Origin of the sequence: Streptomyces sp. NPDC090077 (genome assembly GCF_044747545.1) — a bacterium.
GTDB lineage: Bacteria > Actinomycetota > Actinomycetes > Streptomycetales > Streptomycetaceae > Streptomyces.
This window is the reverse complement of the sequence record NZ_JBIVEG010000014.1, coordinates 1-21,276: the sequence shown is the minus strand read 5'-3', so window position 1 is coordinate 21,276 and position 21,276 is coordinate 1. Positions and strand designations below refer to the sequence as shown.

Sequence of the window (21,276 nt, the reverse complement as noted above, 5' to 3'; positions counted from 1 at the left end):
CCTCCCGCTGCACCGCTCCCCCTTCACCCCCCTTTCCCCCTTCACCCCCTTCACCCCCTTCACCCCCGCTCCCCCTTCGGAGGTACCCCCGTGTCGCGCACCACGCCGGCAGCCCGCCCGGACCAGAAGTCCCCGCCCCACCAGGACGAGGAGGAGCGGCTCAGGGAGCTCGGCTACCAGCCCGTCCTGGCCCGCCGGATGGGCGGCTTCGGCAACTTCGCCATCAGCTTCTCGGTCATATCCGTGCTGTCCGGCTGCATGACCCTGTACGGCTTCGGCCTCGGCACCGGCGGCCCGGCCGTGATGCTGTGGGGCTGGGCCGGCGTCGGCCTCTTCGTCCTCTGCGTGGGGCTCGCCCTGGCCGAGGTGACCAGCGCCTACCCCACCTCCGGCGCGCTCTACTACATGGCCGACCGGCTCGGCGGACGCCGCTGGGGCTGGTACACGGGCTGGCTGAACCTGCTGGGCCTGCTCGGCGCCATCGCCGGCATCGACTACGGGGCCGCCCTGTTCACCGGCGCCTTCCTGAACCTCCAGTTCGGCTTCGTGCCCACCCCGGGCTCGACCTTCCTGATCTTCCTGGCGATCCTGCTGCTGCACGCCGTGCTCAACCTCTTCGGCGTCCGGCTCGTCAGCGTGCTGAACTCCATCAGCGTCTGGTGGCACCTGGCCGGCGTCGCCGTGATCGTCGGCGCCCTCGCCTTCGTGCCCGACCGCCACCAGCCGGTCTCGTTCGTCTTCACCGAGTTCGTCAACGACACCGGCTGGGCCAACCCGTTCTACGTGGCGGCGATCGGCCTCCTGCTCGCGCAGTACACCTTCTCCGGCTACGACGCCTCCGCGCACCTGTCGGAGGAGACCTCCAACGCCTCCGTCTCCGCCGCCAAGGGGATCGTCCGGGCCATCTGGGTCTCCTGGATCGCCGGGTTCGCCCTGCTCGCGGGTCTCACGTTCGCCATCCAGGACTACGCGGCCGTCCAGGGCAGCGCCACGGGTGTGCCGCCCGCCCAGATCTTCCTCGACGCCCTCGGCTCCGGCGGCGCCACCGCCCTGCTGCTCGTCGTGATCGTCGCGCAGATCTTCTGCGGCAACGCCGAGGTGGCCGCCGCCAGCCGGATGGTCTTCGCCTTCAGCCGGGACAACGCGCTCCCCGGCTCCGCCCTGTGGCGCAAGGTCAGCGGCCGCACCCAGACGCCCGTCCCCGCCGTGTGGCTCTCGGTCGCGGCCGCGGGCGTCCTCGCGCTGCCCTCGCTGTGGTCCGCGACCGCCTACGGTGCCGTGACCGCGATCAACGTCATCGGCATCACCCCGGCCTACGCCATTCCGATCTACCTGCGGCTGCGGGCCGGCGACCGGTTCCGGCCCGGCCCGTGGAGCCTCGGCCGCTGGGGGAAGCCGGTCGGCTGGATCGCCGTCGTCTGGGTGGCCCTGGTCACCGTCCTGTTCTGCCTGCCGCAGAAGTCCCCGGTCACGATCGACTCGATGAACTACGCGGTGATCGCGCTGGCCGTCGTCCTGGTCCTCGCCAGCGTGTGGTGGTACGCCGCCCGGCGCTCGTACGGGACCCCGTCCGCCTACGGCAACGCGCGCGAGCAGGCGGACATCGCGGAGGGCATCGTCTGACCCTCCGGGTCCCCGTGCGGGGCGGGCGGCGGTACGGGTGCCTCAGCGGCGCGCGCCCGGACCGCCGCCCGCGGCCGTCCGCCGGTGGCCGGCGTTGACGGCCGCCGCCCGGGCCAGCGCGCCGGGGTTCAGGAAGCGCCCCGGGCCGATCAGGCGGGATCCGAAGCGGTGCACGTGGCGGGCCGTCGCCTCGTCGCGGGCCGCCGCCGCGAAGATCAGTCGCTCCACGGGGTTGAACGGGCGGGACGTGGCGTAGTCGGCGGCCAGCGCCTGGTGGCCGCGCAGCCGGCGCCGGTGGGTGCGGGCGTACGCCGCGAGCGACCGGTCGAGGTCGCCGCGGCCCGCCGCGGCCGGGCCGACCGCCTCGGCCAGCCACTGCGCGGTTTCCAGGGCCCAGCCGCACCCGACGCCCCACAGGGGGTCGCTGGTCAGGGCGGCGTCGCCGACGAGCGCGAGGCCCGGTGCGGTCGGGCGGCGGGTGAGGAGCGGGTAGTCGACGGCTCCGATGATCTTGCTGATCCGCTCGGCGGAGTCGACGGGCGGCGCCTCGGGCAGGCCCCGTACGAAGGAGAGGAAGCTGCCCTCCAGGTCTTCGCGGAAGGCCGGCAGCCGCTTCTTGTCCGGCAGCACCGCGAGGACCGTCACCCCGTCGTCGTTCGGGAACGCGTACGCCATGTCCGGTTCCAGGAACCAGGTCTGGCCCAGCCCGCCGTGCAGCGGGAGGTTGCGGAAGTACGCGAGGTACCCGAACCGGCCGTTCTCGTGGCTGCGGGTGGGCACGCCGGCGAGCCCGGCCACGGCCGAGTCCTTCCCGTCGGCGCCGACCACCAGCCGGGCCCGTATCTCCCGCTCGCCGGCGGGCGCCTTCACCCGCACCCCCACGGTGCGCCCGGCTTCCCGGAGCAGCCCGGTCACCCGGTGGCCGAGGAGCAGGTCGACGCCGGGGGTCTCCCCGGCGCGGGCCCGGATCAGCGGGTCGAGGGTGCTGCGCCGGACGTTGTACCCGTACGGCAGCGCGGGTCCCGCGGGGGCGGCCTTCGGCTCGATCCAGCCCCAACGGGTGTACCAGCGCGCCTCGTTGCGCACGGCCCCGGCCTTCTCCAGGGCGGGGAGCAGGCCGAGTCCGTCCAGCACCGGGTGGGCGTTGGCGGTGAGGGAGTGCGTGCACAGCACCTTGTACGCCTCGGGGTCCGAGCGGCGTTCCAGCAGTGCGACGCGGGCACCGTGCCGCGCGAGCAGGATCGCCGCGGCACTGCCGGCCAGGCTGGCCCCGCTGATGACGACGTCGTAGCCGTCCCCCGTGCTCTCAGGCTCGGTCATGCGCTGATCGCCCCCTTCGGGTGTGCTGCGGTCCTGGGAGTGGTGCGGGGCCAACTGCAGTCCGGTTACTGCCCGGTTGTCAATGGTTCCGTTCCGGAGTGCGGTGATGTCGCGGCCGAGCGCGACGTCGGGGCTCCCGCGTCCACCGCGTCCAGGCGGCGCAGGCCGGTGCGGCGCTGGAGGAGGGCCACGGCGGTGACGCCCGCGCCGAGCGCCAGCCAGCCGGGCGGGCCGGCCGCCATGACGGCGCCGGTCAGCAGCGGCGGGCCGACGGCCTTCTGGACGGAGGAGGAGAGCCCGGCCACGCCCAGGTACGAGGCCCGCGCCTGCGGGGGTGCGAGGGCGACGGACAGTTCCCAGGAGGACACCGAGCGCACCATCTCGGCCGCGGTGACCAGGGCGGCCGCGGCCAGCAGGGTCGCGGAGGCGGCCCAGGGGCCGTGTTCGGGGCTGAGGGCGAGGAGGGCGCAGGCGCCGAGCAGGAAGAACCCGTACCAGGCGACGGCGCCGGCCGCCTGGCGCGGTGCGCGGACCTTCGCCGACACGGGGAGCTGGAGGGCGACGACGAGGACGGTGTTGAGCGCGAGGAAGGCGGGGATGACGGCGTGCGGCGCGTCGGTGTGGTGGACCAGCCACAGCGGGAGTCCGACGTCGAGGAGGGAGGCGTCCACGTTCAGGGCGGTGTCGAGGAGGACGAAGCGGAGGTAGCCGCGGTCGCGCCAGGGACCGGTGGCCGGGGCCTTCGCCGGGGGTGCTGCGGCGCCGGCGGCGGGGGCGGTCAGGCGGCCGTGGCCGCGCGGTTCGCGCGTGCGCCACACCAGCGCGGCGGCGGCGAGGAAGGACAGGGCGTTGCCGAGGATGAGGACCTCGTGGGCGCTGCGGGTTCCCACGGCGAGGCCGAGGGCGGCGAGGCCGGCACCGAGGGCGCATCCGGCGTTGGCGGCGCTGCGCGACAGGGCCTGGTAGGTGGCGCGCCGGTCGCCGGCCACGCGGGTCGCGAAGAGCATTTCGAGGGTCTTGGCCGCGCGGTCGCCGAGGCAGGTGAGGGCGACGATCACCATGAGCGCTTCGAAGCGGGTGACGACGAGCATCGCACCGAGTGTCAGCAGGCGCAGCAGGTGGCAGGCGATCAGGAGGGGGCGCACGGGGAGCCGGTCGGCCAGGTGGCCCGCGAGGGGCGGGCCGGCGATGCCCGCCACCGCGCCGGCGCCGAGCAGCAGGCCGAGCCGGCCGGCGTCGAGGCCGACGACGAAGGTGAAGAACAGGACCGAGGAGGCGGCCCAGACGCCGCTTCCGGTGCGGTCGACGAGCTGGCCGAGCAGCATGGTCCGGGCGTCGCGGCCGCCGGGCGGGCGTCTGAGCTGGGCGATGAGTCCACCGCCGGCGTCGGCGCCGTCGGCCTCCTGGTGGTCCGTGCCGCGTCGCCGTGCCGTGCCGAGCCCCCGCATGGCGGGCCTCCGTCTCCCCCGGGAAAAGTATCTCGACGTCGAGATACCTCGGGGCAGCCTGCCCTCCATTCATCTCGACGTCAAGATATTTCCGGCCGCCCCGCCCCCGGTCTCAGGAGCGGACCATGCGGGCGACGGCCCGGGAGGCCTCCTCGACCTTCTCGCGCGCCCCGTCCCCGCCCTCGGCGACCGCGTCGGCCACACAGGAGTGCAGGTGGTCCTCCAGCATGGTCAGCGCGAAGGACTGGAGGGCCTTGGTGGCGGCGCCGACCTGGGTGAGCACGTCGATGCAGTACGTGTCCTCCTCGACCATGCGCTGGAGGCCCCGCACCTGGCCCTCGATGCGGCGCAGCCGTTTGAGGACGTCGTCCTTGTCCGTACGGTGGGCGGGGCGTGCGGGGTGTGCGGTGTAAGCGGACACGGCGATCGATCCCTTCCCGTTCATGCCTCTCGTGCGTCTCGTCCCGCGCGCAACCCCCCGGGGGGTATCCCGGGTGCGTGCGCTCAGTGGGAGTGGTCGCCCTGCTCCTCCGGCGCCGCGGGGGCAGCGGGGGCCGCCGCGGCGGACTTGGCACCGCCGCCCGCACCGACCGTGAAGGCCGCCGTGCGCACCTTGCCCTCGTGCTGGAAGTCCAGGAAGAGCCGGTACGTGCCCGCGCTCGGGGCGGTGGCGGTGAAGGAGACGTCCGGGCCGGGGCCGCCCTCGTTGGGGTGGACGTGCAGGTAGGCCAGGTCACCGTCGCGCAGGGCGACGAGGTGGCCGTAGGCGCCCAGGTACGGTTCGAGGTCGGTGACGGGCTTGCCGCCCTTGCTGACCGTGAGCTTGAGCTCGCCGGGCTTGCCGGGGTCGAGGGTGCCGCCCAGGGCCACCTGGTAGCCGTCCACCTCCGCCGTGTTCACGGCGGGCGGCATCGGGGCGGGCGCGTACGCCCCGGGGACCGAGAGGTCGGCGCCGAGCGTGACGTTCTTCGCCCCGGGCGCGGCGGGGGCGAAGTCGGCGAACGCCTTGTAGGCACCGGCCGCGGGCAGGTCCACGGGCGCCGACCAGGTCCCGTCCTGCGCCCGCACCGGGTGCAGGTGGCGGTAGACCGTGAGGTCGCGCGAGGCCACGATGAAGTGCAGTTCCTTGCCGTGCTCGGTCTTGTAGTCGGTGACCTTGCGGCCCTGCGCGTCCGTGACGGAGAACCGCAGCTCGCCCTGGCCCGCCGCGATCGCCGGGGTCTCCAGGCTCAGCGTGTAGCCGCCCTCCGAGACCTGGAGCCCGCCCGCCGCCGGCCCCTGGGCCGCCGCCCCGTCGTGGCCCCCGTGCCCCTCCGACCCCGCGGACCCGCCGGATCCGGCGGACGCCTGCGCCGCGTGGGCCCCGTGCGCCGGCTTGGCCGGCGCGCCCACGGGGCCCACGCCCACGCCCACCCCGTAGGCGGTGCCGAAGGTCGCCGCCAGTGCTGCGGCGAAAACCGTGATCTTCACTCCGGTGTTCATGGCTGATCTCCCCTACGACGTACGTACCACTGCCGCATCCAGCGGTTTCATGGACTTCACCATACCCCCCAGGGGTATCAAGTCAAGCTGGAGGAACACTTGCGATGCATACCTCCGGGGGGTATATCTGGAGTCAGGCCGGATACCCCCAGCGGGTATCGGTACGACTGAGGTCCGATCTAGGAGAAACACATGTCTTCCTGCTGCACCCCCGAAGGCACCTGCGGTACGAACGCCGGCGGCACCACCACCTCCGTGGCCGTGGTCGACACCACCGCCACCGTCTACCGCGTGTCCGGCATGTCCTGCGGGCACTGCCGGACCGCCATCACCGCCTCCGTCGGCGCGCTCGACGGGGTCGTCTCCGTCGACGTGGACGTCGACGGCGGCGTGGTCACCGTGACCACCGCCGGCGAGCCCGACGACACCGCGATCGCCGCGGCGGTCGACGACGCCGGCTACGAGCTGACCGGCCGGGCCTGACACCCGGTCCGTCCCCGACACACCCGGCCGCCGGGGCCCCGTCCGTCCCACCGGGCCCCGGCCCCCACCCCGCGCTCGAACGAGGAGCAGCACTCATGACCACCATCACTCCCGGCGCCGCCCAGGTCGAGCTCGCCATCGGCGGCATGACCTGCGCCTCGTGCGCGGCACGCATCGAGAAGAAGCTCAACCGGATGGACGGCGTCGAGGCCACCGTCAACTACGCCACCGAGAAGGCCAAGGTCACCTTCGACGCCGACATCTCCGTCGCGGACCTGATCGCCACCGTCGAGGCCACCGGCTACACCGCGCAGGAGCCCAGGCCACCGCGCACCGACGGCGGCACCGGCCCCGAGGGGGACCAGCCCGAGCACGACGAACTCGCGCCCCTGCGCCAGCGGCTCGTCACGGCGGTCTCGCTCGCGGTCCCCGTCATCGCGATGGCGATGGCCCCGGCCCTCCAGATCGACTACTGGCAGTGGCTCTCGCTGACCCTGACCGCGCCCGTCGTCACGTACGCCGCCTGGCCCTTCCACCGTGCCGCCTGGACCAACGCCCGGCACGGCGCGGCCACCATGGACACCCTGATCTCGGTGGGCACGATCGCCGCGTTCCTGTGGTCGCTGTGGGCCCTGTTCTTCGGCACCGCCGGCACCCCCGGCATGACGCACGCCTTCGAGTTCAGCATCGCCCGCACCGACGGCGCGGGGAACATCTACCTGGAGGCCGCGGCCGGCGTCGTCGCCTTCATCCTGGCGGGCCGGTACTTCGAGGCCAAGTCCAAGCGCAAGGCCGGCGCGGCCCTCAAGGCGCTGCTGGAGCTGGGCGCCAAGGAGGTCACGGTGCTGCGCGGCGGCCGCGAGGTGACCGTGCCGACCGCCGACCTCCAGGTCGGGGACCGCTTCCTGGTCCGCCCCGGCGAGAAGATCGCCACCGACGGCACCGTCGTCGAGGGCTCCTCCGCCGTCGACGCCTCCATGCTCACCGGCGAGTCCGTGCCCGTGGAGGTCTCCGTCGGCGACTCCGTCACCGGCGCCACCCTCAACGCCGGCGGCCGGCTGGTCGTCGAGGCCACCCGGGTCGGCTCCGACACCCAGCTCGCCCGGATGGCCCGCCTCGTCGAGGACGCCCAGAACGGCAAGGCCGCCGCCCAGCGGCTGGCCGACAAGATCTCCGCGGTGTTCGTGCCCGTCGTCATCGGACTGGCCCTGGCCACCCTCGGGTTCTGGCTCGGCACCGGATCGGGCCTCGCGGCCGCCTTCACCGCCGCCGTCGCCGTACTGATCATCGCCTGCCCCTGCGCCCTGGGCCTGGCCACCCCCACCGCCCTCATGGTCGGCACCGGCCGCGGCGCCCAGCTCGGCATCCTGATCAAGGGCCCCGAGGTCCTGGAGAGCACCCGCAAGGTCGACACCATCGTCCTGGACAAGACCGGCACCGTCACCACCGGGCAGATGACCCTGCTGCGCGTCCACACCGCCGAGGGCACCGACGAGGCCGAGGTGCTGCGCCTCGCCGGAGCGCTGGAGCACGCCTCCGAGCACCCCATCGCGCAGGCCGTGGCCGCCGGGGCAGCCGCCCGCGTCGGCACCCTGCCCGCCCCCGAGGACTTCGCCAACATCCCCGGCCTCGGCGTCCAGGGGATCGTCGACGGCCACGCCGTGCTCGTCGGCCGCGGCAAGCTGCTCGCCGAATGGGCGATGGGGCTGCCCCCGCACCTGGAGCGCGCCAAGTCCGAGGCGGAGGCCGCCGGCCGCACCGCGATCGCGGTGGCCTGGGACGGCGAGGCCCGCGCGGTCCTGGAGGTCGCGGACGCGGTCAAGGACACCAGCGCCGAGGCCATCCGCCGGCTGCGCGCCCTCGGCCTCACCCCGATCCTGCTGACCGGGGACAACAAGGCCGTCGCCGAGACGGTGGCCCGCGAGGTCGGCATCGACGAGGTCATCGCCGAGGTCATGCCGCAGGACAAGGTCGACGTCGTCAAGCGCCTCCAGGCCGAGGGCCGCAGCGTCGCCATGGTCGGCGACGGCGTCAACGACGCGGCCGCCCTCGCCCAGGCGGACCTGGGCCTGGCCATGGGCACCGGCACCGACGCGGCCATCGAGGCCGGCGACCTGACCCTCGTGCGCGGGGACCTGCGGGCCGCGGCGGACGCCATCCGGCTCGCCCGCAAGACCCTCGGCACCATCCGCTCGAACCTGTTCTGGGCCTTCGCCTACAACGTGGCCGCCCTGCCGCTCGCCGCGGCCGGACTGCTCAACCCGATGATCGCCGGTGCGGCCATGGCCTTCTCCTCGGTCTTCGTCGTCGGCAACAGCCTGCGTCTGCGCGGCTTCCGGGCCGCCGCCAACTGAGGAGCCCCCGTGGCCGGTTACACAGAACACAAGGACGACGTCATCAGACGGCTGCGGCGGATCGAGGGCCAGGTCCGCGGCGTGCAGCGGATGGTCGCCGAGGACGTCTACTGCATCGACGTCCTCACCCAGGTCTCCGCCATCAACGCCGCCCTCCAGTCCTGCGCCGTGACCCTGCTCGACGAACACCTCGCCTGCTGCGTCACCGAGGCCGTCGCCCGGGGCGGGGACGAGGCCAGGGAGAAGGTCGGCGAGGCGACCAAGGCCATCGCCCGCCTGATCCGCACCTGATCCGCAGCCCATCCGCAGCCGACGGGCCCCTCCCCCGGCCCCGCGCCCGCCGCCCCTCCACCGCACGGTCCGGTGGAGGGGCGGCGGGCGTTGCGGCGCCCGCGTACCGGTCCGGGGTATGCCCCCGCCGCCGGGACGGGCCGTACGATGAGCCGCTCGCGAGGGGGAGGGCCGAGAGGGATGCGCGTACGCCGGCTGGGAGAGCTGGAGGCCGAGATCATGGACCGGGTGTGGCAGTGGGAACGCCCCGCCTCGGTCCGGGAGATCGTGGACGACATAAACCGGGTCCGCAAGGTCGCCTACACCACCGTCATGACCGTGGCGGACATCCTGTACCGCAAGGGCTGGCTGAGCCGCGAGAAATCCGGCCGGGCCTGGATGTACGAGGCCGTGCGCAGCCGTGAGGAGTACACCGCGGCGTTGATGCAGGACGCGCTCGGCGACAGCCAGGACCGCAGGGCCACGCTGCTGCGGTTCGTCGAGCGGATGTCCCACGAGGACGTGGAGGCCCTGGACGAGGCCCTGCGCGCCGCCCGCACCGACCGCCCGGCAGACGGGCGCGGCCGGTGAACCACCACGTACTGCCGCCCCTCGGACTCGCCCTGATCACCGGTCTGGTGCTGCCGTTACTGCTGGTGCGCGCCCGCTGGGCCCAGCAGGTGCCCCGGATGGGGCTGGCCGCCTGGGTCGTCTGCGGCGCCGTCTTCGCCCTGTCCACGGCCCTGCTGCCCGCGCAGCTGCTGCTCCCGCCGGAGACCAGCCACCATCTCGTCGACGCGGTCCTGACCCTGACCCCGCCCTCCCCCGCGCGGCTGGCCGCGGCCACCGGGCGCGAGGCCCTCGCCGCGGCGTCGGCGCTGGCGGTGCTGGCGGTGCCGGCCACCGGGTTCGCACGGGAGCTGGTGCGGGCGCGCCGGGCCCGCACCCGGCACGCCGAACTGCTGCGCCTCGTCGGCCGGTACGACGCCCGGCTCGGCGCGACGGTACTGGAGGACGCGCGCCCCGCGGTGTACTGCCTGCCGGGGCGTTCGCGGCGGGTCGTGGTGTCCTCGGGCGCCCTGGAGGTGCTGACGGAACAGGAGCTGGCCGCGGCGCTCGCCCACGAGCGGGCGCACATCGGCGGCCGCCACCACCTGCTGGTCGCGGCGGCGGGGGCGTACTCGGCGGTCTTCCGCCGGCTGCCGCTGGCCCGGATCGGCGGGCGCACGGTGCCGCTGCTGCTGGAGATGGCCGCCGACGACCGGGCGCTGCGCGGCTGTTCCAGCGACGCGCTGGCCACCGCCCTGTACGCGCTGGCCTCGGGGCGCGCGCCGCGCCGGGCGTTCGCGGCGGGCGGGCCGTCGGCCGCCGTGCGGATGCGGCGCATCCTGGGGCCGCGCCGGGCGGGACGCCCGGTGCTGCGCGGAGTGTTGGCGGTGGCCGGGGCGGTGTCGACGGTCGTTCCGCTGGTGGTCGCGTGTTGTTGGACGTCCTGACGGCGGATTGCCCTCTTCCTCTCGCCGCCCCCAACCCGGTTATTTACTAAGCCAATTCGTAGATTTACCGGCGCCCCCGGCCACTCGAATTGCCCGCTATTCTGTGCCCGTGCGGGCTCAGGACCGGTACGGCGAGAGGTGCGGAAAGAATGCTGCTGGCTGACGTGCGGACGGCAGCGCCCGGTGACGCGACGGCGATTTCCCGGCTCCTCGCCGAAGCGATTCGCGACGGCTACGGCGAGGCCCTCGGGGAAATCCGGGCCGGCCGGCTGGTGTCGGACCATTGCGCCCTGCCCCGCATAAGAGCGGAAATAGAAATTCCCGGCGGGGCTCCCGCCTGGCTCGGCTGGCTGGTCGCGGCCGACACCGAGGGCACCCTCGTCGGGGCGGTCTCGGGCGGCGTGCCGGTCGCCGACGAGGGCGAGCTCTACGCCCTGTGCGTCACCCCCGCCCGGCAGCGGCAGGGCGTCGGCACGGCGCTGCTGGAGGCGGCCACCGGCCGGATGCGGGCGCACGGGGCGGCGTACCAGCGGATCACGCTGCCCGTCGAACGGGCCCCGGCCCTGCCCTTCTTCACCCGCCACGGCTTCGGCGCGCTCACGCCGGTCAGGCTCGGCCGCGCCCTCTGACGGCCGCCCGCCCTCCCGGGGCGTGGCAGATCCACGCCATCGCGTGTTCACGCAGCCCGCCGCTCTGGCCCCGGGCCTCCCGTACGGGACAGGATTCGACCAGCGGCGCGGTCCCGGCGGCACGGGCGCCCCGCCCCGGAGGCTGGACCGAGCGACCCCTGGAGGAGCGATGCACACCCCGAGCGGCACGTCCCCGCCCGTCCTGCCGGTCCCGCCCGCCCCGTTCGCACCGTCCGCGGCGTCCGCGCGCACGGCCCCCGGTGCGCCGTGGGCGCCCGGCGCGGCCGCGGTCCCGTCCTCCGCGGGCTTCCTGCCCGGCCTGGAGTCGGCCGCGCCCGCCGACGAGGACGCGCTCTGGCTGCAGGACGCGCTGCTGGGCCCGCACAGCGCGGACATCGTCCGCTACCTGGGCCTCGCCCGGGACTGCGGCGGCGGCCCGGTCCTGGACCTGGGCTGCGGCGCGGGACGCCTCGCGGTGCCGTTCGCCCGCCAGGGCTTCCGGGTCGAGGCCGTGGACCGCGACGCCGCCAGCCTGGAGCGGCTGCGGGCGTGGGGCCGGCGGATCGGGCCGCAGGTGGCGCGGCGGCTGGTCACCACCCGGGCCGACCTGGAGGGGCTGCGGCTGCGGGGCACCTACCGGCTGGCGCTGCTGGCCGGGGCGATGATCTCCGCCGTGCCGCCCGGGGCCCGTCCGGGGCTGCTGCGCGAGATCGCCGCACACCTGGAGCCGGGCGGCGCGCTCGCCCTGGACTTCACGGCGCACCTGCTGCGCGGGCTGTCGGAAGACCCCTCGCGCACCTGGGCGTTCCAGGTGCCGCGCTACGACGGGGTCGAGGAGTGGACGGTGGCCCGCCAGGAGTTCGACCTGGACGGCATGAGCGAGCACATCACCTACCACTCCGTCCGCACGGGCAGGCTGAGCAGCGAGCGCGTCGCCGGGTCCACCCGGAAGTGGATCGTCGACCCGGACCGGCTGGCCGCCGAACTGCACGGGGCGGGCCTGTACGTGGAGCGCCGGCGCCGCCACCGCCTGGACGAGCGGACGGAGAGCGTCCTGCTGGTCTGCCGGGTCGACGGCTGACCCGCCGCCGCCGTTCTGCGAGCCGGGCAAGAGGTACGATGCCCTCAAAGTTTTGAGTGGACCAGATCGCGGATGGTGGCGGGGAGATGGCTGTCGTGGAGGGGTCGACCGGCCGTGAGGCGGTGATCCAGCGCCTCCGTGACGTCGGGCTGCGCGTCACCGGCCCCCGGCTCGAAGTGCTGCAGGTGCTCTCCGCGGGCGGCCACATGGACGTCGAGTCCATCACCGCCGCCGCCCGCGAGCGGCTCGGGACCCTGACCAGCCAGGCCGTCTACGAGATGCTGCGCCACTTCCTGGAGACCGGGCTGGCGTCGAAGTTCGACCGCCCCGGCCTGCCGGCCGTCTTCGAGATCGCCGGCCCGCCGCACCAGCACGCGCTGTGCGTCCGCTGCGGCCGTGTGGAGAACGTCCGGGCGGAGGTGCCCGAGCCCGCGGGCGAGGCGATCGGCGCATGGCGGATGGACGACGGCGCCGAAGTCATCTTCCGGGGGCTGTGCCCCGACTGCCTGGCGACGCCGGAGGACTGACGGACCCGCGCCCCCCGTCTCCCTTGGGCGGCAAGGGAGTTGGCCCGCGGAAGATCCAGTAGCACCCCCGCCGGCACCCGGTCCGGGCCGGCCCGGAGCGCAGTCGCGCACCTCAGAGGCACCCTGTGACGCCCGTCACATCCCGTTCGAGGGGGCGGGAGCCCTCCCGCAGGTATGTGCCAAAGTGTGACTGTCGATTCGTAAGATGAGGGGGTCGCTTCGCGATGGCAACGGGCGACGGCAGGGACGGCATCCGGTCCGCCGACAGGGTGCTGGCCTTCTATCAGGAGCTGCGCCTGCGCGGGGTGTCCGACCTGAACGAGGTCTTCCGGGAGCTCGGGCTGGCCCCCGAGGAGTACGAGAAGTGGCGCGCGGAGCTGACCTCCCTCGGCCTGATCGTGCCGACCGGCACCACCCACGCCACCCGTGCCGACCTCCAGTCCGGCGCCTGGGAGCCGGGTCCGGACGCGGTCGCCGTGGTCGACCCCGAGATCGCCCTGCTGCGGATGCTCCAGCGCGAACGCGAGCGGCTGCGCGAGCACCTGGACGAGTCCGACCGGGCGTACAGCGCGCTGGAGAACCTGGTCGGAAGGTTTCTGCAGCCCGGTTCGCTGAACGCTTCCGACGTCGAGGTCGAGATCCTCGACGACTACGGCCGGATCCAGCAGGTGCTGGAGGACATCACCGACGTCATCCGGCACGACCTGACCTCCATGCACGTGACGGCCCTCGTCCGGGAGGTCGCCGACCGGGTGCTGAGCCGCGACCGCCGCCAGATCGACAACGGCGTGCGTATCCGCGCCATTTACCACCAGCGCATCACCACCTCGCCCGAGGCGGTGGAGATGCTCCGCCGGCGGGTCGAGGCCGGAGTGGAGATCCGCCTGTCCCCCGCCGTCCCGATGAACATGATCATCGCGGACCAGCAGTTCGCCGTGCTGCCGGTGCACCCCGAGGACCGGGCGGCCGGCGCGATCCTCGCCCGCGGCCCCGCCCTGGTCCGCTCCTACCTCGCGCTGTACGAGCACTGCTGGCACGCGGCCACCCCGTACGGCGACGACGCCGCGCCGGAACTCGGCGGCGACGGACTGTCCGAGCAGCAGCGGGCCGCCCTGAAAATGCTCGCCGCGGGAATGAAGGACGAAAAGGTCGCGCGGAACCTCGGGGTATCCCTGCGGACGGTCAGCCGCATGCTGTCCGAGTTGATGCAGGAAATGGGCGCGTCGAGCCGTTTCGAGGCCGGCGTACGCGCCCAGCGGCTCGGCTGGCTGGACTGATTTCACAGGGCACCGGCCCCGATCCGGCGATCCGCCGAAATACCGCCGCAATAGTCGGGCGGGGTAAGGGGACACCGGACCGGAACCCGAAAGGGCCCCGCATCCGCCGGAGGCGGTCGCGGGGCCCGGTCCGCCGGAGCGGGGCGGACGTTCAGTCCCAGCCGTTGTCTTCCGAGCGGGACGACGCACGGAAGGCGACGGCCGCGGTACAGGACGGGCGGGCGGGGGCGGCGTGACGGGAGTTCGCGCGGATTCCGGTGGTGTGCACGGCGGACATGATTCCTCCAGGAAGTCAGAATAGTGATTCCGTCTTCACGGATCCGTGCCGCCGGTATTCCGTCGAAGACATCTCCATTCTCATATGGATTCCATGTCCGGGCCACTTTCCTGTAGCGCCTTTAGGGCGGATCTGGAGTTCATGAACACGTTACACCTGCGCACCTTTGGTCAGCTCAAAAGAGCTGTTAGGGTGGCCTTCCGGCCTTCTCGGCCCTCCAGGGGAGAGGCGTCGGCGAGGCAGGAGCGTGCCGCCGCTCCTGCCTCACTCACCTCCGGGCCCCAGCGCTCCTCCAGCAGGACGTCCCGGTAGACGTCCAGGGTGCGCCCGGCCGCCGCCCGCCAGCTCATGCTCCGCGCGTGGCGCACCGCCGCCCGCCCCATCTCCGCCGCCTCCTGCGGCCGTCCCGCGAACCAGCGCAGCCGCCGGGCGTACTCCACCGGGTCGTCGCCGCGTACGAGCAGCCCCGTCTCCCCGTCGCGCACGGCGGTCGGCAGCCCCCCGACCGCCGAGGCCAGCACGGGGGTTCCGCAGGCCTGGGCCTCCAGCGCGACCAGCCCGAAGGACTCGCTGCGCGAGGGCACCATCAGCACGTCCGCCGCGCGGTACCACTGGGCGAGCTCCGGCTGCGGCACCGGCGGGAAGTGCCGCAGGACGTCCGACACCCCGAGCTCGCGCGCCAGTTCCCAGGCCTCGCCGGCCGGGCCGGCCCCCGAGTCGCCGCCCACCACCGGGACGACGGTCCGCCGGCGCAGCTGCGGCTCCTGCCGCAGCAGTTCGGCGATCGCGCGGACCATCACGTCCGGGCCCTTGAGGGGCTGGATCCGGCCCGCGTACAGGGGGACGAACGCGTCGGCCGGCAGTCCCAGCCGGGCCCGCGCCGCCGCCCGCCCCCCGCCGGGCCCGAAGGTGCGCAGGTCGACACCGGGCCGGACGATCTCCGTACGCCGTTCCTCGGCCCCGTACAGCTCGCGCAACGCCCGCGCCTCGTCGGCGGTGTTGGCGATGAGGCGGTCGGCGGAGCCGACGACCTGGTGCTCGCCGCGGATCCGCAGCTCCGGCTCGGGGGCGTCGCCGTCGGCGAGCGCCCGGTTCTTCACCCGGGCCAGGGTGTGCGCGGTGTGCACCAGCGGGATCCGCCAGCCGGCGGCGGCGATCCGGCCGGCCTGGCCGGAGAGCCAGTAGTGGGAGTGGACCAGGTCGTAGCGCCGGTCCTGTTTGAGCAGGGCCAGCGAGAAGGGGACGACCAGGGCCGGCATGTCCTCCTTGGCGAGGGCGGCGCGCGGGCCGGCCTCCAGGTGGTGCACCCGGACGCCGGGGCCGAGGGCGTCCGGGGAGGGCCGTGCCTCGCCCCGGCAGCGGGTGAACAGGTCGACCTCGACGCCCCGTTCGGCGAGGGCCCGGGACAGCTGGACCATGTAGACGTTCATGCCGCCCGCGTCCCCGGTGCCGGGCTGGTGCAGCGGCGAGGTGTGGACACTGAGCATGGCGACGCGCAGGGACACGTGGAGCTCCTACGGGCAGGGGCCGCGTCCGCCCCGGGCCACCGGGCGACCGGCGCGCGGTCACGCGGCGAAGAAGGGTTCTGTCGTCTTGCTGTCGTGCGGGTCGTGCCGTCGTACGGGTCGTGCCGTCGTGGGGGGGGCTTGCCGTCGTGCGGGTCGTGCCGTCGTGGGGGGCTTGCCGTCGTCCGGGCCGGGGCTCCTAGAAGCCGAAGACCGGGCCCGACGGCGGGGCCAGCCGGGTGCCCGGGGCGGGCGGGACCAGGGCCGCGGCCGAGACCGGGCCCCCCGGTTCCGCCTTGAGCGCGGCGGCCAGCCGGTCGGCGCCCTCCGGCATCACCGGGCGCGCCCACGCGGCGAGCGCCCGGGCCACCGCCAACTGCGCGGCCAGCACCGGCAGGTGGCGGCCCGCGGCGGGGCGGTCGGCCTCGTGCGCGTTCACGTGGCCGAAGTCGGCGGTGGCACGCACCATCTCGTCGAGCAGGGCGACCGCCCGGCGTGGGTCGAAGGCGTCCGGCGAGTAGGCCTCGCGCAGGTCTTCCAGCCCGCGCAGCAGCCGCCGCTCCAGCACCTCCCAGCCGGAGCCCCCGGGCAGGGCCGCCGGGACCAGTCCGGCGCACTCCTCGCGGACGGCGGCGAAGAGCCCGGAGAGCCAGTTGTTCCAGCTCTCGTCGAGCTCCCGGCGGGCGGCGGCGAGCCGGTCGGCGTGGAAGGCCGTGCGGCGGCCGAGCGGGCGGGCCTGGAGGACGTGCCGGCGCAGGGTGTCCGAGCCGTACTCGGTGATCAGGTCCAGCGCCCAGGCCTTCTGGCCGGAGCCCCAGACGAGCGCCTCGTCCTCGATGACGTACGCCTCGTTGACGCAGAAGTGCTGCGGCAGTTTGAGCCCCTGGGCGAACAGCAGGACCGGCAGCAGCACCGCGTGGCAGAAGGCGTGGCCGAACCCGCAGAAGTGGACGGACCGTTCGGGCAGCGGCCGGTCGCCGTGGCCGAAGAGGTGCATGGCAGCGGCCTCGAAGCAGCCGTCGATGCGGTGCTCGGGGAACCCGTCGACCGGTACGGGCAGCCCCCACTCGGCGGGGTGGGACACGGCGATGTCCGGCAGCCCGTCCTCGACGAGCGACTCGCACAGGGCGGCCAGCCTCGGCGGCAGGCCGGTGGCGGCCCAGTATTCGGCGAGCGCCTCGCGGTACGGCTCCAGCGGGATGTACAGCCGCCGGCAACGCCGGGGCAGGGCCGGGGAGTCGCACAGGGCGCAGTGCGGGTCCAGCAGGTCGCCGCCGTCGTTCGGGCGGGCGCACTCGTGGCACATCCCGCCGTCGCCGACCGCCGCGCAGTGCGGGCAGGTGCCCGTGACGTGCGCTCCGTGGAGCCAGCGCCCGCAGGGCTCGCAGTACGGGGTGAGGCGGGTGCGGGCGGCGATGACCCCGTCCGCGTACAGCTGCCGGAAGAGCTCCGTCAGCCGGCCCCGGTAGCCCTTGTCCTGGCGGGGGCGCACGATGTGGTCGAACTCGACGCCCGAGCGCAGCCAGTCCGACGTGATCGCGGCCCGGTACCCCTCGGCGACCTCCTCCGGTTTGCGGCCGGCGCGGAGCGCGCGGACGTGGACGGAGCTGGCGTGGTCGGCGGTGCCGGTGGTGAACCGGACGGGTTCGCCCTCGGCCCGCAGGAACCGGGCGAGCACGTCGGCGGCGACGTACGGTCCCGCGAGATGGCCGACGTGCAGTTCGCCGTGGGTGGCCGGCGGGGTCGCGGTGATCCAGACGGGGGTGCTCATGGGACCTCCTTGACGCTGTGGTGCGAAGGACGCAGCGAGGCTCGGAACGGAAGGGAACAGCGGGTGCCCAGCCAAGACTGACAGAGAAACGAACCGCCCGGTCTGGTATTGGCTTGCGCGTTCGCGCCGTTGCGTGGACACGCCAGCGGGCCCTCCCGCGGCCGGGCCCGCGGCCCTCAGGCGGCCCAGTCCAGCGGCACGCGCATCCCCCGCACCACCTCGGTCCACAGCTCGTGCACGGCCAGCGCCCACAGCGCCAGCGCGTCGTGGTCCGACGGCCGCTCCAGCTGACGGGCCAGCAGGGTCCGCACCCGGTCCGGCCGCACCTGTCCGGCCCGCGCCAGCCGCTCCGCCGACAGCAGTTCCCGTACGGGTTCCAGCAGCGGCCCGCCGGGGGCGAGCAGCGCGGTGACGGGCAGGGCGAACGGCTGGCGGGGCCGCCGCTGCACGGCCTTGGGCAGCAGCTCCCGCCCGGCCTCGGCGAGGGCGCGCCGGTCCTGGAGCAGGCGCGGCGCGAGGGACCGGGCGTGCGCGGCCACCGGGGGCCGGCAGAACGGCGTCCGGGCCTCGACGGCGGAGGCCATGCCCAGGTGGTCGAGCCGGCGCAGGTGCCGGGCCGGGAGCAGCCAGCGGCTCTCGAACGCGGCGACCGCGGCGACCCGGTCACCGCCCGCCGAGCGCAGCTCCCGCTCGACACGGTCGGCGGCCGATCCCCGCTCCGCGATGAAGGCCCGGTAGGCGGGCGTGTACAGGTATTCGCGCAGCAGCCGGGGCGCGGCGGACAGCCCGTCGGCGTAGGCGGCGGCCCAGTCGGCGACGAACGGCCCACCCGCCGCGGGCCGGGTCCGCGCGGAGGCTCCGAACAGTTCGTCGGCGCCGTCGCCGGTCAGCGCCACGCTGTACCCGGCCTGCCGCACGGCCCGGAACAGGGCGTACGTGCTCAGCGCGGCCGGGTCGGCGTCGGGCTGGCCCAGGTGCCGGGTGGTGAGGGTCAGCAGCGACCCCAGCTCGGCCGGGTCCAGGGCGACTTCGTGGAGGACCGTACGGGTGTGCCGGGCCACCGCGCGGGCGTACGGGGCCTCCCGGCCGGGCCACCGGCCCCGGTGGCCGAGGTGGAAGCCGTGCGGGGCGGGCGCCCCCGTCTCCCGGGCGTGCTCGGCCGCCAGCGCGGTGACCAGGCCCGAGGCGAGCCCGCCGCTCGTGAGCACGCACACCGGTACGTCGGCCCGCCCGAGGCGGCGCACCTCCCGGCGGAGCACGTCGGCGGTGGACCGGCGGGCCCGCTCGGGGTCTTCGGGGGCGGGGGGCCGGTGCCGCAGGGCCGCCGGGCGCCCCGGGCGGACGACGGCCGTCGCACCGGGCGGCAGGGTGCCGATGCCCTCCAGGGCGGTCCGGGCGGAGATCGGCGTGCGCAGGGCCAGGACGGTGTCCAGGCTGTCCGCGCGCGGGGCCGCCCGCACCCCGTCGAAGGCCAGCAGCGCGGGGATCTCGGAGGCGAACCGGAAGGCCCCGTCCGCACCCTGGTGGTAGTGCAGGGGCTTGCTTCCCGTCGGGTCGACGGCGAGGACCAGCCGGGGGGCCGCGCGGACGTCGAGGACCGCGACGGCGAACATCCCGTCGAGCCGCCGCGCGAAGCCCGAGCCGTACTCCGCGTACAGCGCGGGCAGCAGCGTGCCGTCGCACAGGTCGGGGAAGCGGTGGCCGCGAGCGGCGAGTTCGCGCCGCAGCTCGGCGTGGTTGTAGATCTCCCCGCCCAGCACGGCGGTCACCCCGGGCAGGTGGGCCAGCCGGTACGGCTGGCGCCCGCCGCGCGGGTCGGTCACCGCGAGCCGGTCGCAGCCCAGCGCCCACCCCGGCCCGCGCAGCACCTGGTGCCCGTCGGGCCCGCCGTGCCGCTGCCGGGCCGAGACCGCCGCCAGCTCGGCCGGGTCGGGCGGCGCCGCCCCGGCCGCGAGCGAGCCGAAAATCCTGCCCATGCCGGACGCCTCCGCTTCCCACGCGCACGTGGTTCCCTCGACGATGTGGAGCAGTGAAGTCTGCGCGTGGCGTAGAGGCGACATGTCGCGTGTACGCCAAAGGAGCCGCCTTGCGGCCGGTGCCCGCGCCCAACAGGCTGATCGCATGGAACACTTCGCGACCGATCGCATAGACCGCAGCGCCCCCGAATCCCTGCTGGTCGTGGCCGCGCACCCGGACGACATCGAGTTCTGCGTCAGCGGGACGGTCATGCGGTGGATCGCGCAGGGCACCGCCCGGGTGACGTACTGCATCGTCACCGACGGCGGTGCGGGCGGCTACGACGAGCAGCTCCCGCGCCAGGCCATGGGAGACCTGCGCCGCGCCGAACAGGTCCACTCGGCCAAGCGCAGCGGCGTCGACGACGTCCGCTTCCTCGGCTACCCCGACAGCTACGTCGAGGCGAGCGTGGAGCTGCGCCGGGACCTGTGCCGGGTGATCCGGGAGGTCCGGCCGCAGCGCGTCGTCATCCCGAGCCCGGAGATCAACTGGGGCCGGATCGCGGACCTGCACCCCGACCACCGGGCCGTGGGCGACGCCGCCCTGCGGGCCGTCTACCCCGAGGCGCGCAATCCGTTCGCGCACCCCGAGCTCCTCAAGGAGGAGGGCCTGGAGCCGTGGATCGTGCCGGAGCTGTGGCTGATGACCGGGCCGACGCCCAACCAGTACATCGACGTCACCCCCGTCTTCGACCGCAAGGTCGAGGCCCTGCGCATCCACACCTCGCAGACCGCGCACTTCGACGACCTGGCGGGGCTGCTGCGGGAGTGGCTGGGCGAGCACGCCAAGGCGGCGGGGCTGCCCCCGGGCCGGATGGCGGAGGCCTTCCAGGTCGTCAGGATCGAATGACCGGGCGGGAGCCGTTCCGCCGGGGCCGGGCCGCGTTCGCCGTGTGGGGCGTACGGGGCCCGGCCGTCGTGCTGTCCGGGGTCACCGGTAGACGAGCAGTTCCGCCTCGGCCGCGCCCGCCAGTTCGTAGCGGGTCGCGACCAGGGGGCGGCCGGAGTAGAGGCGGATCAGCGTCGCCGCGTCCCCCCGGAAGCGGGCCGGGGCCCGGCCGGGCACCTCGTTGCCCAGGACCAGCGGGCCTCCCCGGCCGCCGATGTCCGCGAGCAGCCGGGGCGTCTCCCGCTTGCGGCTGACCGTCTTCAGCAGGGGCAGGGCCAGCGGCAGGCTGTCGCCGGCGTACTCCCCGGGTTCCCCGAACGCCGCGCGGACGTCGCCCGCGTGGATCCACTCCCCCAGGGCCACCGCGTCGAGGGTGCCGTCGCCCCCGGCGATGACCGGGCCGGCCTCGGTGAGGCCGCGCTCCAGCTCGTCCAGGATCCGTACGAGGGGCCAGTCCGCGCGTTCGGCCACGTCGGCGGCGTTGGCGGCGGGCAGGAACACCCCCTCCTCCAGCCGGCCCTCCACGATGCGGACCAGGGCCGCCGCACAGTGCGCGAGGACGTCCCGGACGGTCCACCCCGGGCAGGCGGTGCGCAGCCCGAACGCCGCCTCCGGGGTACGCCGCAGCAGCGGCAGCAGCGCGTCCCGTTCGGTGCGCAGCAGCCGGTCGGGGAGCCAGGGGTCGCGGGGCTCGGCTTCGGCCTCCGCGGCCGCTTCCATGATGGCCACGGCCGTCAGTAGCGGTAGTGGTCGGGCTTGTACGGGCCCTCGACCTTGACGCCGATGTAGGCGGCCTGCTCCGGGCGCAGGGTGGTGAGCTTGACGCCCA

The 21,276-nt window shown here is 74.6% G+C and carries 20 protein-coding genes; 11 read left to right on the top strand and 9 right to left on the bottom strand.

Annotated features, from left to right (window positions below; genetic code table 11):
• Positions 1-198 precede the first annotated feature (198 nt).
• Positions 199-1,623: an amino acid permease gene (locus ACIPW5_RS22905; RefSeq protein WP_401248194.1), complete on the top strand. Its 1,425-nt coding sequence runs from the start codon at positions 199-201 to the stop codon at positions 1,621-1,623.
• 42 nt (positions 1,624-1,665) lie between these two features.
• Here the strand turns inward: ACIPW5_RS22905 and ACIPW5_RS22900 are convergent, their stop codons facing one another.
• The 4 genes from ACIPW5_RS22900 to ACIPW5_RS22885 all read right to left on the bottom strand — a co-directional run bounded on the left by ACIPW5_RS22900 (position 1,666) and on the right by ACIPW5_RS22885 (position 5,873).
• The gene (locus ACIPW5_RS22900) at positions 1,666-2,943 is read right to left on the bottom strand and encodes an NAD(P)/FAD-dependent oxidoreductase (RefSeq protein WP_401247819.1); all 1,278 of its coding nucleotides are present in this window, start codon (positions 2,941-2,943) and stop codon (positions 1,666-1,668) included.
• Between the two features lie 65 nt (positions 2,944-3,008).
• On the bottom strand, positions 3,009-4,391 hold the full coding sequence (locus ACIPW5_RS22895) for an MFS transporter (protein WP_401247816.1): 1,383 nt from the start codon (positions 4,389-4,391) through the stop codon (positions 3,009-3,011).
• Between the two features lie 112 nt (positions 4,392-4,503).
• Positions 4,504-4,836 carry a metal-sensitive transcriptional regulator gene (locus ACIPW5_RS22890; protein ID WP_401247813.1) on the bottom strand — a complete coding sequence of 111 codons (333 nt, stop codon included), beginning with the start codon at positions 4,834-4,836 and terminating at the stop codon, positions 4,504-4,506.
• 59 nt (positions 4,837-4,895) lie between these two features.
• Positions 4,896-5,873 (bottom strand): hypothetical protein, encoded by a 978-nt coding sequence (locus ACIPW5_RS22885; protein ID WP_401247810.1) that lies wholly within the window; start codon positions 5,871-5,873, stop codon positions 4,896-4,898.
• Between the two features lie 192 nt (positions 5,874-6,065).
• Here ACIPW5_RS22885 and ACIPW5_RS22880 point away from each other — a divergent pair, with 192 nt between their 5' ends.
• The 9 genes from ACIPW5_RS22880 (at position 6,066) to ACIPW5_RS22840 (ending at position 13,990) form a co-directional block, all read left to right on the top strand.
• Complete coding sequence (locus tag ACIPW5_RS22880) at positions 6,066-6,356, top strand: cation transporter (protein ID WP_401247807.1); 291 nt, start codon at positions 6,066-6,068, stop codon at positions 6,354-6,356.
• Between the two features lie 95 nt (positions 6,357-6,451).
• Positions 6,452-8,710, top strand: coding sequence for a heavy metal translocating P-type ATPase (locus ACIPW5_RS22875; protein ID WP_401247804.1), 2,259 nt, complete (start codon positions 6,452-6,454; stop codon positions 8,708-8,710).
• A gap of 9 nt (positions 8,711-8,719) precedes the next feature.
• Entirely contained in the window at positions 8,720-9,001 is a 282-nt protein-coding gene (locus ACIPW5_RS22870) for a metal-sensitive transcriptional regulator (RefSeq protein WP_401247801.1), read from the top strand.
• A gap of 180 nt (positions 9,002-9,181) precedes the next feature.
• The gene (locus tag ACIPW5_RS22865) at positions 9,182-9,571 is read left to right on the top strand and encodes a BlaI/MecI/CopY family transcriptional regulator (protein WP_362467711.1); all 390 of its coding nucleotides are present in this window, start codon (positions 9,182-9,184) and stop codon (positions 9,569-9,571) included.
• Positions 9,568-10,476 carry a M56 family metallopeptidase gene (locus ACIPW5_RS22860; protein WP_401247798.1) on the top strand — a complete coding sequence of 303 codons (909 nt, stop codon included), beginning with the start codon at positions 9,568-9,570 and terminating at the stop codon, positions 10,474-10,476. The genes ACIPW5_RS22865 and ACIPW5_RS22860 overlap by 4 nt, the downstream gene beginning before the upstream one ends.
• 149 nt (positions 10,477-10,625) lie before the next feature.
• On the top strand, positions 10,626-11,105 hold the full coding sequence (locus tag ACIPW5_RS22855; RefSeq protein WP_401247795.1) for a GNAT family N-acetyltransferase: 480 nt from the start codon (positions 10,626-10,628) through the stop codon (positions 11,103-11,105).
• 169 nt (positions 11,106-11,274) lie between these two features.
• Complete coding sequence (locus tag ACIPW5_RS22850) at positions 11,275-12,186, top strand: SAM-dependent methyltransferase (protein ID WP_401247793.1); 912 nt, start codon at positions 11,275-11,277, stop codon at positions 12,184-12,186.
• An 86-nt stretch (positions 12,187-12,272) separates the two neighbouring features.
• Positions 12,273-12,713 (top strand): Fur family transcriptional regulator, encoded by a 441-nt coding sequence (locus ACIPW5_RS22845; RefSeq protein ID WP_401247791.1) that lies wholly within the window; start codon positions 12,273-12,275, stop codon positions 12,711-12,713.
• Between the two features lie 224 nt (positions 12,714-12,937).
• A complete protein-coding gene (locus ACIPW5_RS22840; protein WP_401247788.1) occupies positions 12,938-13,990 on the top strand; it encodes a LuxR C-terminal-related transcriptional regulator in 1,053 nt (350 codons plus the stop codon).
• A gap of 447 nt (positions 13,991-14,437) precedes the next feature.
• Here the strand turns inward: ACIPW5_RS22840 and mshA are convergent, their stop codons facing one another.
• The 3 genes from mshA to ACIPW5_RS22825 all read right to left on the bottom strand — a co-directional run bounded on the left by mshA (position 14,438) and on the right by ACIPW5_RS22825 (position 19,519).
• Positions 14,438-15,754 carry a D-inositol-3-phosphate glycosyltransferase gene (mshA, locus tag ACIPW5_RS22835; protein WP_401248191.1) on the bottom strand — a complete coding sequence of 439 codons (1,317 nt, stop codon included), beginning with the start codon at positions 15,752-15,754 and terminating at the stop codon, positions 14,438-14,440.
• Between the two features lie 217 nt (positions 15,755-15,971).
• Positions 15,972-17,543: a class I tRNA ligase family protein gene (locus ACIPW5_RS22830; protein ID WP_401247785.1), complete on the bottom strand. Its 1,572-nt coding sequence runs from the start codon at positions 17,541-17,543 to the stop codon at positions 15,972-15,974.
• A gap of 176 nt (positions 17,544-17,719) precedes the next feature.
• Positions 17,720-19,519: an asparagine synthetase B family protein gene (locus tag ACIPW5_RS22825; protein ID WP_401247783.1), complete on the bottom strand. Its 1,800-nt coding sequence runs from the start codon at positions 19,517-19,519 to the stop codon at positions 17,720-17,722.
• A gap of 145 nt (positions 19,520-19,664) precedes the next feature.
• Here ACIPW5_RS22825 and ACIPW5_RS22820 point away from each other — a divergent pair, with 145 nt between their 5' ends.
• Entirely contained in the window at positions 19,665-20,408 is a 744-nt protein-coding gene (locus ACIPW5_RS22820; RefSeq protein WP_401247780.1) for a PIG-L deacetylase family protein, read from the top strand.
• Positions 20,409-20,489: 81 nt separating this feature from the next.
• Here ACIPW5_RS22820 and ACIPW5_RS22815 read toward each other — a convergent pair whose 3' ends face one another.
• Both ACIPW5_RS22815 and ACIPW5_RS22810 read right to left on the bottom strand, forming a co-directional pair.
• Positions 20,490-21,167, bottom strand: a complete 678-nt coding sequence (locus ACIPW5_RS22815) for a maleylpyruvate isomerase family mycothiol-dependent enzyme (protein ID WP_401248188.1) — start codon at positions 21,165-21,167, stop codon at positions 20,490-20,492.
• 14 nt (positions 21,168-21,181) lie between these two features.
• A partial coding sequence (locus ACIPW5_RS22810; RefSeq protein WP_351857368.1) for an adenosylhomocysteinase occupies positions 21,182-21,276 on the bottom strand: 95 nt, incomplete at its 5' end.